General features: G+C 67.4%; 11 protein-coding genes. 3 read left to right on the top strand and 8 right to left on the bottom strand.

Annotated elements, in window-relative coordinates:
• Positions 1-28 precede the first annotated feature (28 nt).
• A complete protein-coding gene (locus tag A3Q7_RS0110960; protein ID WP_051079131.1) occupies positions 29-676 on the top strand; it encodes a biliverdin-producing heme oxygenase in 648 nt (215 codons plus the stop codon).
• On the opposite strand, the gene A3Q7_RS0110965 is transcribed toward A3Q7_RS0110960, so the two are convergent.
• The 8 genes from A3Q7_RS0110965 to A3Q7_RS19785 form a co-directional block, all read right to left on the bottom strand.
• Complete coding sequence (locus A3Q7_RS0110965) at positions 663-2,822, bottom strand: GAF domain-containing protein (protein WP_018411924.1); 2,160 nt, start codon at positions 2,820-2,822, stop codon at positions 663-665. The genes A3Q7_RS0110960 and A3Q7_RS0110965 overlap by 14 nt on opposite strands.
• Before the next feature lie 8 nt (positions 2,823-2,830).
• A complete protein-coding gene (ppsR, locus tag A3Q7_RS0110970; protein WP_232417942.1) occupies positions 2,831-4,015 on the bottom strand; it encodes a transcriptional regulator PpsR in 1,185 nt (394 codons plus the stop codon).
• Between the two features lie 208 nt (positions 4,016-4,223).
• On the bottom strand, positions 4,224-4,715 hold the full coding sequence (locus A3Q7_RS0110975; RefSeq protein ID WP_018411926.1) for a TspO/MBR family protein: 492 nt from the start codon (positions 4,713-4,715) through the stop codon (positions 4,224-4,226).
• Complete coding sequence (locus tag A3Q7_RS0110980) at positions 4,712-5,893, bottom strand: geranylgeranyl diphosphate reductase (protein ID WP_018411927.1); 1,182 nt, start codon at positions 5,891-5,893, stop codon at positions 4,712-4,714. The genes A3Q7_RS0110975 and A3Q7_RS0110980 overlap by 4 nt, the downstream gene beginning before the upstream one ends.
• Positions 5,894-5,935: 42 nt before the next feature.
• Positions 5,936-7,297 (bottom strand): BCD family MFS transporter, encoded by a 1,362-nt coding sequence (locus A3Q7_RS0110985; protein ID WP_018411928.1) that lies wholly within the window; start codon positions 7,295-7,297, stop codon positions 5,936-5,938.
• On the bottom strand, positions 7,294-8,181 hold the full coding sequence (chlG, locus tag A3Q7_RS0110990; protein ID WP_018411929.1) for a chlorophyll synthase ChlG: 888 nt from the start codon (positions 8,179-8,181) through the stop codon (positions 7,294-7,296). Before chlG ends, A3Q7_RS0110985 begins: the two co-directional genes overlap by 4 nt.
• Positions 8,182-8,248: 67 nt before the next feature.
• Positions 8,249-9,673 carry a transcriptional regulator PpsR gene (gene ppsR, locus A3Q7_RS0110995; RefSeq protein WP_018411930.1) on the bottom strand — a complete coding sequence of 475 codons (1,425 nt, stop codon included), beginning with the start codon at positions 9,671-9,673 and terminating at the stop codon, positions 8,249-8,251.
• An 89-nt stretch (positions 9,674-9,762) separates the two neighbouring features.
• On the bottom strand, positions 9,763-10,590 hold the full coding sequence (locus A3Q7_RS19785) for a cobalamin B12-binding domain-containing protein (protein ID WP_232417943.1): 828 nt from the start codon (positions 10,588-10,590) through the stop codon (positions 9,763-9,765).
• Positions 10,591-10,986: 396 nt separating this feature from the next.
• Here A3Q7_RS19785 and bchF point away from each other — a divergent pair, with 396 nt between their 5' ends.
• Complete coding sequence (bchF, locus tag A3Q7_RS0111005; RefSeq protein ID WP_232417946.1) at positions 10,987-11,499, top strand: 2-vinyl bacteriochlorophyllide hydratase; 513 nt, start codon at positions 10,987-10,989, stop codon at positions 11,497-11,499.
• Positions 11,496-12,785 (top strand): ferredoxin:protochlorophyllide reductase (ATP-dependent) subunit N, encoded by a 1,290-nt coding sequence (locus A3Q7_RS0111010; protein ID WP_018411934.1) that lies wholly within the window; start codon positions 11,496-11,498, stop codon positions 12,783-12,785. Before bchF ends, A3Q7_RS0111010 begins: the two co-directional genes overlap by 4 nt.
• Positions 12,786-12,790 lie beyond the last annotated feature (5 nt).

Below are 12,790 nucleotides of genomic sequence, written 5' to 3' on the forward strand. Positions count from 1 at the left end.
CTCACCCCTCGTCGCCGCACAATCAGTGATGCAGGTTCCACCCCTCCCTGCCCGGCCAGTCGCCGCGCCCCTGAGCCAGCAGTTGCGCAGCGCGACCGCTGCGCTGCACCGGCAGGCCGAGGGCAGCGACCTGATGCGGGCGCTGTTGCGCGGCCAACTGCCGCTTGGATGCTATGTGCAATTGCTGCGCAATCTGCATGCACTGTATCAGGCGCTCGAGCGGGCACTGCATGCCGCCGCACCCGCAGTGCCCGCGCTGCCGTCGGGCATCGCCCGCGCAGCGGCACTGGAAAGCGACCTGCATGCGCTGGGTGGCGACGGATGGGCGCTGCAGGCCGTCTGCCCGGTCGCACTGGCCTATGCAGACCATCTGCGGGCACTCGCCACGCGCGAACCGAAACGCTTGCTGGCCCACGTCTATGTGCGCCATCTGGGCGACCTGCACGGCGGGCAGATACTCAAGGAGCGGATCGCCCGGGCCTACGGCACCGCGGTCGCGCACGCCTTCTATCGGTTCGATCAGCCGATGCAGCATATTGCCGCGCTGCGCGCCCTGCTCGACGCGGAAACCGCGCCGGACATCATGGCGGCCATCGTGGATGAGGCGTGCGAAGCGTTCCGTCGTCACATCGAACTGTTCGAGTCCTTGCAGCCGCCAGACCTCACTCCTGCCTGAACTGGCGCAGCCGCGCGTACAGCAGCGCCGCCCGGCTCACAGAAGCCTCCAGTTCCTCGATGAGCGCGGCGGACGGTTGCGTGGCTGGCGCATCGCTCAACTCCATCGCCGCCACGCTGGCATTGGCCAGGATGGCGCCGAGCACCGCATCGGGCACCGTCATACCGGCAGATGGCGTACCGCCGGCACGCCCGGTTTCGCTCAGCGTCTCCTCGAAATGCCGGCGCGCCGCCTCGGTACGACGGGTATCCGACAGATCGGTCAGCAGAACGATGTAACCGAGCGGGCCGCCTTCGGGGGACGGCAGGCCGTCCATGCGCACCGCGTAGGGCCGTGGCTCACCGCGTGCATCGCACAGCGTGCATTCGCCCCGCCACGGTCGTCCGCTGCTGAGTACGCGCCGGAACGCCTCGGACAGCGGGCCACCCGCCAGCAGCTCGGTCAGGGCGCCAGTACGCGCGGAATCGCGCCGGTCGGTGCCGGTCAACCGGCGGCACGCCTCGTTCGCGTAGAGCAGCCGACCACCGCCATCGACCAGCAGCAGCGGTTCATCCGAAGCGTCGACGCGGCGCCGTACCGACTGGATCTGGTGTTCGGCGATCAACAGGCGCACCGCCTGACTCTGCATGATGACGTCACGCAGCGAACAGGCGATGGCCCGCACCAGGGCAATATCGGGCCGTGTCCACGGCGCGGAGCTGCCGCGCACGATTTCAGTCCACGTTTCGAACGAACGGCGAGGCGACAGCGTGAGCGGATCGCCCTCCACACGCTGTTTCTCCGGATTGCCCGCCCAGGTCAGTCGCGCGCGCTGCTCGGGCCGCACCCAGATCAACAGATCGCCGGCATCGCCGGACAGCGCGGCCGCCAGTACGCCGCAGTGCCCGGGCGCCAGAGCCGCGAGTGCCGGATCGATGCGGCCAAGGGCGGCGCACGCGAACAGCCCATCGACCATTCCGGCGCGCGCGTGCCGCGCGATGATCTGCAGCGCATCGGTTGAGGGCAGTTCGCCGGCGGTCAGCCATTCCCCTTCGTAGTGCAATGCCAGGCCCTGCGCCTGCAGCGGCTGCAGCAGCGCGCGCGCGCTGCGGATCAGCGCGGTACGCCAGTCGCCTTCGAGCGAGGCCGCATCGATCAGTCTCGCCTCGATCTGCCGCACCAGCATGTCCACCTGCATGCGCACATAGTTCTCGATCGCCGCCAGCCGCGTCGCCATGACCTCGGCCAGCACATCGACAGCGGTGCGCCGGGCATACTGGAGGCGACGTGGCGAATAGTGGTGACAGGCGATCAGTCCCCACAGCCGACCTTCGCGTACCAGCGACGCGACCAGGGTCGCGGTGACGCCCATATTGGTGAGGTACTCGATGTGCAGGGGCGACATGCTGCGCAAATGACACATCGACATGTCGAGTTCGCGGCCGGTGTCCGGCCGCAGCCGCGGATGCAGCGCGGACGGCCGGTAAGCTGCGTCGACCAGCACGCGTACCCGGTTGCGCAGGTACAGTTCGCGCGCGCGCTGCGGGATGTCGCTCGCCGGATAGCGGTGGCCGAGCAGGGTATCGAGCCCGGGATCACGCGATTCGGCGATGATTTCGCCGTGCCCGTCGGCATCGAAGCGATACACCATGACGCGGTCGTATCCAGTGAGCGCCCGGATGTCCTCGGTCACCACCTGCGCCAGCGTCTCGACCGTGGTCGCTTCGCTGAATCGGTGTACCGAGGCCGACAGCAGTCTGTGCATGTCGGCATTCGCCCCGTCGTTGGATGCAGCTTCCAGTTCGAGCACCAGCGCATCGTTGTCGACCCGATGCAGCAGCGCCTCGAAAGCCCTGGCATGGAGTCCCAGGCCGGCCCGGCACTGAAAGGCGGTCAGCTCGTCGCCGCGGACCCGGTACAACTGGGTCGCCAGCATGCGTGCCACATCGCCGCCGATCACCGACAGCGGTCTTCCCAGCATGTCCGCGGCGTCGATACCCAGCCAATCGCGCACCGACTCGCTCGCCTGCAGCACGCTCAAATCACTTTCGCGCAGCAGGATCAATGCGCCATGAGGCTGCACGGAACCCGCCAGATGTATCAGCTCACGTTCGCAATTGGTGAGGTCGGCCTCGCCGAACGGCGGTTCGAAATCAGTGCCTGTCACAGGCCGCCTCAATGCACCTGTGCAACATCCTGACGTTCACCACCGCCGCGACTGGCCGTGCGGATGATGAAACCGACTGCGTGAGTGTCGCCGTGGTGAATGAGTACTGCGGTAAGTTCGACCGGAACGTCCTGCCCGAACTGCGGGCGAATGCGCGCCTGTACGCGCAGCGCACCGCTTTTCGACAGCGAGCGCAGCAGCCCGTCCAGCCCGCCATCCACCCCGAGCAACCAGTCCGACAGCGGACGATTGCGCAGCGCGGCGACATCGCCGACCTGGATCAAGGCGCTGAAAGCGGGGTTGGCATCGATCACGCGTCCGTCGTCGTGCGTGAATGCGACCGCGTCCGGTGTGAGCCGGACCAGCTCCGGCAGCATGTCCTCGTCCACTGCGGGCCATTGCCGCTCCTGGCCTGCACGCATCAGCAACAGGGTGCTGCCTTCATCGCGGAACAGCGCGATGCGCACGTGAACCGGTCCGCCGCCATGCGCCAGCTCGCATATCATTTCCGCCGGGCGCTCCGACATGCGCACAGCGCCAAGCAATGCCTCGAGCGAGCGTCGCGAGGCGTCAGTGAGCCCGATGCCGGCCGGCCGGCCGTGCATGTCCGACACCACGGCGCCGAACAGCCTGCCTGCCGCCCGGTTGGCATCGACGATGCGCAGGCTTTCGGCATCGATCACCACCACCGCATCGGTCGCGATCTGGAACAGCAGGCGATAGCGGGTTTCCGCCTGCCGCATGCGCCAGTAGTCGCGCTCCATGGCCTGCTGGGCGTCAACCAGCCGTTGCTGCATCGCCGCCACCGCGCGCAGATCGCGTCCGACCACCAGGGTCGGTCCCTGGGTGCCCAGGCGAACAGCGGTATAGGCCACCGGAACATCGGCCCCCTGAGCGGAAGGATGATTGATGTGACGGGTGCGCGACACGCCCCCCTGCCCCGCCTCGGCGAGCAGTTCGGCCACCTTGTCGCGCGTATCGTCGCTCGCGGTGTCGCGCATCTGGCGACCCAGCCATTCGCTGGCGGTGGTGCGCATGGGTTCGCTGCCGCCCAGCGCCACGCTGCGGATCACTCCGTCGTCGTCGAGCACGAGCGCGATGTCGCTGGCCACCGACACGAGCATGTCGGCAAGCTCCGGTGCAACATCGGAGAAGGCACTCAGATCCGCCTGATCTTGAGGAAGTCTGGTCACGTCATAACCTGCTTGCCGGCTGCGCAGCCGCAGCGCGCATCCTGCGTCAATCGGTGCTGTCCGCTCGGCGACTCCGCCCATGCGGCTCGGAATCGCGCTTGCAGGCCGTTTCGGCGTCGGGGACAAAATCCTTCGGCCGGCCTTTACCGGCATGCTACGGCAAGTTCGTCCTGGACGGCGTTGCCAGACGAAAAAAAGAGAGGTCCGTTCAGCCGAACGGACCGTTCAGGGACACCACCGCACCGTTGAGCGCCGCCGCGAACGCGACCCACAGCGCATAGGGGAGAAGGAGGGCGGCGGCGCGCGCCGACCAGGGCCGCAACATGTGCATCAGCAGCAGGATGGACAGCCAGAGCAGCCCCACTTCGTACAGCGCCAGGTCCGGTCGGCGCGCCAGAAAGAACAGTGCGCTCCACGACACGTTCAGTGCGCCATTGAGCGCAAACGCGCCAAGCAGCCACATGCGATGCCGGTGCGAAGGCATGGCGCGCCAGCCCAGCACCCCGGCCGCCGCCGCCAGGCCGAAAATGAGCGTCCAGGCCGGACCGAAAGCCCAGTCCGGTGGTTGCCAGGACGGTTTGACGAGCGACCGGTACCAGTCGTCGATCCGCGTGACCGCGCCCCCCGCAGCGGCGACCGCAAACGCGGCAAGCGCCGCCGTCGCAACCGGCTTGAGCCGACCGGGGCGCGCCGCGTTCATGGCGACACGATGCCGAACAGGTGGGCGAGATCCTTGAAGAATATGCGGACGTGAGCAAGCGGGCGCGCGCGCACCAGTCGCTTGTGCATATAGGCCTGCCAGGTCAGATGCTGCACATCGGGATCGCGGCAGATGCCGACGAATCGCTCGCGCCGCGCGTCGCTGCGGTACCAGAAGCGCTGCATCATGCCGAGCACCATGAACACCCGCCCGTGCGCCTTCATGAAACGCCGCCTCGCCTGCGCCAGTGCGCGCGCGTCACCGGTACTCAGAAACTCGTGCACGGCGTCGGCCGCCAGCCGGCCGCCGCTCATCGCGTAATAGATGCCTTCACCGGATGCCGGCGCCACCACCCCGGCCGCATCGCCGGCGAGCAGCACGTCGCGGCCGTTGTCCCAGCGGCGCAGCGGGCGCATCGGAATGGGGGCGCCTTCGCGGCGCAAGGTGTCGGCCGAAGCCAGTCCGCTCAAGCCGCGCAGCAGCGCGGTGGCTCCGCGTATCGAGAACCCGCGCTGCGCGGTACCGACACCCACGCTCACCGTGTCGCCATGCGGAAACACCCAGCCGTAGAAGTCGGGGGACACCCGTCCCTGGTAGTACACATCGCATCGGCTGCCATCGAAGTCCTGGCGCGGCGTGCGGACGATCTCGTGATAGGCGAAGACACAGGGCACATGGTCCGCGCCGGGCACGCACTGGCGCCCCACTTCGGACAGCGCGCCATCGGCGCCGATGACCGCCCGTGCCCGCACCCGCAGGACCTGCGGACAGGCCTCATCGTGATGCAGGGTCAGCCGGACGATGGCCGCCCCCGCGCCATCGCGCTCGACGCGATCAAAGCGCGCGCGCAGACGGCGGGCGCCTGAGGACTCCGCCCGCCGGCGTAGGAACTCGTCGAAGTGTTCGCGATCCACCAGGCCGACAAAGCCATGGTCGATCGGCATGTCCACGCAGCGCCCGGACGGCGCCACCATGCGCGCCGAGCGCGCGCGGGCGACCAGCAGATGCTCGGGAATCGCGAAATCATCGATGGCGCGAGGCGGAATCGCTCCGCCACAGGGCTTGATCCGCCCGCCGCGGTCGACGAGCAGCACGGAATGGCCGCGCGCCGCCAGATCGTTCGCCGCGGTTGCGCCCGCCGGACCACCGCCCACCACCACTGCATCGTATGTTTCCATGAACGTCCCCGCTTGCCACCGCATCGGTGTGGCTTTCGAGCTTCAGGTCGATTGACCGTGGCGATGTCCGATCAATGCGGCATCGATCACCCCGAGGGCTGCAGAGTCCCGCGTGACGGCCGGATCCAGACCGGCAATGCGCACGGCCATCGCAGCCGACACCACGAAGAGCAACGCTTCACCCGCAAACACGGTCGCGTAGGCGGTGCCGGCCGGCACCGACAGCGCGCGCAGCAGGTCGAATACCACGGTGCCCGCAAAGCCGCCCAGCGCAAATGCGATCGCCTGCGCCGCACCCCACAGACCCATGCGCACACCCTCGCGTCCGGCACCACCGCACCCCGCGAGGCGCATCATGGCGGCGATGGCAGCTACCGCGAAAGCACCGTTGGCGAAGCCGAGCAGGAACACGTTCTGTCGCAACGGCCAGTCGGCGAGCAGACCGCCGAGCACCAGACCGGCCAGGGCCAGCGCCGACAGCAGGCATCCGCCGGTCATCCACAGCTTGAGCGAGGCCATGCGCCCGGCGGCGCGCAGACTGCCGCAGACCGCGACCGCCATCATGCCGAGCAGGACGCCGCCATGCTGCACGCCGGACAGACGTGTGGATTCGCCGGGTGTGTAAGCGAACACGGTGCCGGCGAAAGGTTCGAGAATCAGGTCCTGCGCGCTGTAAGCCAGCATGGACATGAATACGAACAGCGTAAAAAGCCGCGCGGACGGCTCGGCCCATACCTGGGCGAGCGCCGCGCGGAATGGGGTGCTCTTGTCAGGGTAGCCCCCAAGTACATGCGAAGGTCCGCCCGCCGGTACGCGCCTCTCCACGCCGCGCACAGCCCAACAGGCCAGCACGAAGGCGAGTCCGCAGGTGACCGCAACCACCCTGAGCAGACGCTCGACGCTGAACGGATCCAGCAGGCGTCCGGTCACGCCCGCGGTCAGCGCGAAACCCAGGATCATCATCATCCACACCAGCGTTGCGGCAGCAGGCCGCCGCGCATCGTCCACCTGCTTGGCCAGCAACACCAGCAAGGAAGTGCCGGCAGCACCGACACCGGCGCCGATCGCGACGAAGGCGACAAGCGACAGCGCAATGCCGGCCCGCGGCGAATGCGCCATCCAGACAGTACCGATTGCCGCCAGCAGGCCACCGGCGCACAGCAGCGCCATGCCACCGATGATCCATGGCGTGCGCCGCCCGCCCAGATCGGAACCGTGACCCATGCGCGGGCGCAACATCTGCACCGCATAATGCAGTGCGACGAGAGCGCCGGGCAGCATGGCAGGCATCGCCATTTCGACCACCATGACGCGGTTGAGCGTGGAGGTGGTCAGCACGACGACCGCGCCCAGCGCGGTCTGCACCAGCCCGAGTCGAACGATGCCACCCCAGCCCAGAGTCATGACGCAATACCCCCGACGGTGCGCAGGGCGTGCGCGCTGATCATCATGCCGGTCACATACAGCGTCACACCGGTCGCGTTGTACCAGGGCGCACGCCCTCTGGGGTCATCCAGCAGCCGGGTCATCAACATCATCTGCGCACCCAGCACGGCGCCGACGGCCGCCGCGTGCGCCATTGCGCCCCATTCGGCAAGCAGCACGCACACCACGAGCTGCGGCAGCACCATGACCACGCAGGCGAGCCGGCCAGCCCTGGCAATGCCCAACTGGACCGGCAGGGACGCGATGCCCATGCGGCGATCGCCCTCGACCGACTTGAAGTCGTTCAGGGTCATGATGCCGTGCGCACCGGCGCTGTAGAGGCCGGCGAGGATGAGGCTGCGCAGGTCAGGCATGGCGCCGCCGGCCATGACCGCCGCGCCGGTGACCCAGGCGAGCCCTTCGTAACACAGGGCGCAGGCGGAATTTCCCCACCAGCCGTTTGATTTCAGGCGCAGCGGCGGAGCGCTGTAGGCCCAGGCGAGCACCAGCCCGAGCGCGGCCGCACCGAATCCCCAGGGGCCAAGCGAGGACGACACCGCAAGCGAAAGCAGCGTCCAGGCGATGGCGATGAACAAGCCCCAGCGGCCCGGCATGCGACCTGAAGGTATCGGTCGCTGCGGTTCGTTGATGGCGTCGACATGGCGATCGAACCAGTCATTGACCGCCTGGCTGGTCGCACAGACCAGCGGCCCTGCCAGCAGCACGCCAACCAGCACGATCTGCCAGCGATCACCGGCCGGCAGGCCCGATGCCACAACGCCGCAGGCAAAGGCCCACATCGGCGGAAACCAGGTGACGGGCTTGAAAAGTTCGGCGACGGTGGCGAGGGCTGGACGTGTCATGACCTAACACTAGGCACGACAGCACCACTAGTCAATACAAACTTACACTTTCAAAGTCAAAAACAAGTTACACACCCCCTGCGTCATTGCCCTCATCCCCACCGAGGTCTCCGATGCCGTAGCGCCGCAGCTTGACGTACAGACTCTGTCGGCTCAGACCGAGCATTTCGGCCGCCGAAGCCCGGTTATCGCGGGTCAGTTCGAGCGCCGCCTCGATGCACAGCTTCTCGATCAGGTCGGTCGACTCGCGCACCAGATCCTTCAGCGACACGCGTCCGACCAGGCTGGTGAGTTGTTCCACCGAGCGCGGCAGCGCGGCACGCGAGGCCGGCTCGGCCTCCAGCCTTCGCCCCACGCTGCGCACGGTGAAACCGATGCGCGCCCGGCCGCCCTGCGGCAGCATGCGGGCGGACACCTCGATGTCGACGTCCGAGCCGTGCTCGCCGCGCAGCACGCTGGAAAACAGATGCACGCTGCCATGCTGGCGCAGGCTGACCATCAGCACCTTGAAGTCCACGCCTGGCCGCCCCAGCCATCGTTCCAGAGGCTGCCCTTTCACCTGCACCCGGCTCGCCAGTTGGGCAAGATCGAGGAAAGCCTGATTCGCGTTCGTCACGAGGCCCGCGTCATCGGTGAGCACGAAGCCATCCGGCACCATTTCGACCGCGTCGCTGACCACCAGCTGATCCTCGCCGCTGTCGGTGGCGCGTCGACCGATCGGCGCCAGCCGGACCAGGAACAGCGCACTGCTGTCCTGGCGTACCAGCGACGCCGCCACGCGCATCTCGCCACCATCGGTCCGGCGCACGCGCACGTCCTCGGCGCGGCCGGCAGTGCGCACCGCGGCGAACAGGCCCTGCACCGCCTGCACACCCGCTTCATCCAGCCCTTCCGGAAAGGTCCGCCCGATGACGGCGCGGCCATCGCCCGCAAGCAGACGCGCTGCCGACTCGTTCGCCTCGACAATGCGTTGCGACGTCGAATCGACCATCAGCACGGCTTCGGTCGTCATCTGGAACAGCAGCCGATAGCGCGCCTCGAGCTGCCGCAGCCGGGCATAGTCGCGCTCGATGGATTGCTGCGCGTCGACCAGCCGCTGCTGCATGAGCGACAGCGCCGAAAGATCGCGCCCCAGCGCCACGACCGGCCCGTCGCTGCCCACGCGCACCGCGCTGTACAGCACCGGCAGATCGGCACCGTCGCCCAGGGCATGGTTCAGATGCCGCGCCTGTCCGCTCACACCTGACAGCGCTTCCTGCAGCAGCTCGGCCACCTTGGATCGGCTCTCGACCGTCACGACATCGGCCCAGGGCAACCCTATCCAGCCATCGGCAAGGGTAGGCGGCAGGCTGCGGCCCGCGATCGAAACGTCGCGGACCAAGCCAGAGGCATCGATGATGAGTGCAATATCGGAGGATGACGACGCCAGCTTCGCCGCCGAAGCGGCATCGATGTCCTGCAAGAACTGCAGTGGAAAATCGAAGGGCTTCACCCGAGGGGATTCCAATCCTGCGTCAATCTTCGCGAGATACTCGCGTCCCTGCTCCAGACCCAAACCCCATCCTCCACATCACGTTTCAGTCAGCCATGCGCGAAGCGCACCGGCAACAAGGCTTCCGCCACATCGAGCGCGGTCGCCGCATCGCAGGCCCCCGCGTCAGCCCCCACGCCTGCGGCCAGATCGGCGCGCTCGGCAAAGAGCGGCCCGCCCACCATCACCACCAGATCGCGACGCCTCGACACACGGCGCGCCTGGGCGATCCAGGACCCGAGCTCGTCCAGCCGCGTCTCGCTGCCCAGCGAAACCCCCAGCAGATCGAATGATTCGCGCTGCAGGGCTGCCAATGTATCCGAAGGATGTGTCGGGCAATCCAGCCTGACATCCCAGTGCCGATGCCGGAAGAAATCGGCCAGCATTGACACGCCGAAAGTGTGCTGGTCGCCCGGAAGCGTACAGAACAGGGCCCTGCGACCATGCTCGTGGGCATGCACGTCCAGCCGGAAACAGGCGGCGACATCATGCTGCACCTGCTGCAGGCGCCACAAGCCCAGCGTTACCTGGGTGAAGTCGCACTCGTCGGCCACCCACAGCTCTCCCAGCCGGCGCGCCGCAGGCGCCAGCAGATCGAGACAGATCCGGCGCGGATCGATGCCGCGCGCCCTCACCCCATCGATCCAGTTGCGAACGACCGAGGCATCCTGCGCCAGAACAAGATGGGCGAATTCGCACACTTCCGCTTCGCAAATGACCGGATACGCCCGCAATTCAGTCGCCGGCGGCGCAGGTGCATGCTGCTGCACCAGCCGCGGAATCACGTCGACCTCGACCGAATGCGAGAGGTCGAGTATCCATCCGGACTTCCATTGAACCGGAACATCGCCCGCATCGGGTCTTGATGTGTGTGCCATCCCATCCTCCTTCCGCCCCATTTTTGTCGTCAGGTCAGATCCGATCCACCCCACGCCGGGTGCTGGCCTGTACCGCGTGCGACCGGGTTGCCGTGATCGCGGAGAAGGAAGGGCCCGCGCACTGCAGCACGAGTCGCACCATCTCATGTGATCGGTACAAGAGCTTTACCGACCATGCCCTAGGAATAGCTACGGCGAACGAGAATGTCAAGAAAAGTTGGCGCCAAGTGTACTGGACAAACTGACGCATTTTGACGCAACGGCGGGACTGGACGTCATCGAACATTGACACATTCCACTCGAGCGTCTAGATTTCCTGACACAGCATCTGTCAAATCAATGACAACATCGCTGCCCGGCAGCGCCGGGCCCACAGCGTCGGGGGACACCATGAGGATGCGCGACACCGCTGGACCGATGGCCGGACATCGCGCGCCGCTGTACACGCCGGATGAACGCCGGCGCCGCGACGCCTCGGTGTGGACCATCGTGCAGGGCGTGCTGGCCCCGCTGCAGTTCCTGGTGTTCCTGATCAGCTGCATCCTCGTGCTGCGCTTCATGCTGACCGGTGAGGGCTGGATGGCCGCCAGCGTATCGGTGGTCGTGAAGACCGCCCTGCTCTACACCATCATGGTGACCGGATCGATCTGGGAGAAGGCGGTGTTCGGCGTATGGCTGTTCGCCCGTCCGTTCTTCTGGGAAGACGTGTTCAGCTTCGCGGTGCTGGCCTTGCACAGCGCCTGTCTGTGGGCACTGTTCACCGGGTCGCTGGATGCGCGCGGCCAGATGTGGCTGGCGCTTGCGGCCTACGCCACCTATGTCGTCAATGCCGGACAGTTCCTGCTCAAGCTGCGCATCGCGCGCCGCGAGGCGATGCCCGGACTGGCCGCGAGCGGAGCCTGCTCATGAGCAATCTGCTCGACATTCCCGTCCTGTCGGCCGGCGCGTGCGGCCAGCCACCGGTGCTGAAAGAACGCGGACAGCGCGAGGTGTTCTGCGGTCTGACCGGCATCGTGTGGCTGCACCGCAAGATGCAGGACGCCTTCTTCCTGGTGGTCGGATCGCGAACCTGTGCCCATCTCGTGCAATCGGCCGCCGGCGTCATGATTTTCGCCGAGCCGCGCTTCGGCACCGCGGTGCTCACCGAGCGCGATCTGGCCGGCCTGACCGACGCACACGACGAACTCGACCGACTGTGCGTCACGCTGCTGGAACGACGGCCGGAAATCCGCACGCTGTTCCTGGTCGGCTCCTGCCCGTCCGAAGTGATCAAGCTGGACCTTGCGCGCGTTGCCGAGCGGCTGAACACCCGTCTGCTGCCGCGCGTGCGGGTACTCAACTACTCGGGCTCCGGCATAGAAACCACCTTTACGCAGGGCGAGGATGCCGCGCTGCGCGCACTGGTGCCACTGCTGCCCGAGGCTGCCGGCCACGCGCCGCGGCAACTGCTGGTCGTCGGTTGCCTGCCTGACGTGGTGGAGGACCAGTTCCGGCGCCTGTTCGACGGCATGGGCATGGACCGGGTGGACTTCCTGCCCGGGCGACGCTCGACCGAATTGCCGGCGGTCGGCCCCGGCACGCTGCTGCTGGCGGCGCAGCCCTTCGTCGGCGACACCATGCGCGCCCTGCAGGCACGCGGTGCGCACTGGCTGCGCGCGCCGTATCCGATCGGCGTCGCCGGCAGCCGCGCCTGGTTTCACTGCGCCGGCCACGCCTGGGGACTGGACGCGCAGCGGATCGACGCGGTGCTGGCGACCGCGCAACGCCGTGCCGGCGAAGCGCTGGGCCGAGCCCGCACGCAACTGTCCGGACGCAGCGTATTCCTCATGCCCGACTCCATGCTCGAACTGCCGCTCGCGCGCTTCCTGCACCAGGAACTCGGCATGCGGCTGATCGAGGTCGGCACGCCCTATCTGGATCGCGACATGCTGGCCGCGGAGACCGCGCAGATGCCGCCGGGCGTGACGATCAGCGAAGGACAGGATGTGGACCGGCAACTGGAGCGGGTGCGCGCAGCGCGTCCCGACATCACGGTATGCGGCCTGGGGCTGGCCAATCCGCTGGAAGCCGAAGGACTGACCACCAAGTGGTCGATCGAACTGGTGTTCTCGCCCATACAGGGCTTCGACCAGGCATGCGACCTGGCTGCACTGTTCACCCGTCCGCTCGCCCGGCGCGCGGCGCTCAAGGTCTAGGAGAC

It is taken from the genome of Methyloversatilis thermotolerans (assembly GCF_000372885.1).
Taxonomy (GTDB): domain Bacteria; phylum Pseudomonadota; class Gammaproteobacteria; order Burkholderiales; family Rhodocyclaceae; genus Methyloversatilis; species Methyloversatilis thermotolerans.

Coding starts and splice junctions, on each gene's coding strand:
- A3Q7_RS0110960 (WP_051079131.1), top strand. CDS start 29: ATGCAGGTTCCACCCCTCCCTGCCCGGCCAGTCGCCGCGCCCCTGAGC.
- A3Q7_RS0110975 (WP_018411926.1), bottom strand. CDS start 4,715: ATGAACGCGGCGCGCCCCGGTCGGCTCAAGCCGGTTGCGACGGCGGCG.
- A3Q7_RS0110980 (WP_018411927.1), bottom strand. CDS start 5,893: ATGGAAACATACGATGCAGTGGTGGTGGGCGGTGGTCCGGCGGGCGCA.
- A3Q7_RS0110985 (WP_018411928.1), bottom strand. CDS start 7,297: ATGACTCTGGGCTGGGGTGGCATCGTTCGACTCGGGCTGGTGCAGACC.
- chlG (WP_018411929.1), bottom strand. CDS start 8,181: ATGACACGTCCAGCCCTCGCCACCGTCGCCGAACTTTTCAAGCCCGTC.
- A3Q7_RS19785 (WP_232417943.1), bottom strand. CDS start 10,590: ATGGCACACACATCAAGACCCGATGCGGGCGATGTTCCGGTTCAATGG.
- bchF (WP_232417946.1), top strand. CDS start 10,987: ATGCGCGACACCGCTGGACCGATGGCCGGACATCGCGCGCCGCTGTAC.
- A3Q7_RS0111010 (WP_018411934.1), top strand. CDS start 11,496: ATGAGCAATCTGCTCGACATTCCCGTCCTGTCGGCCGGCGCGTGCGGC.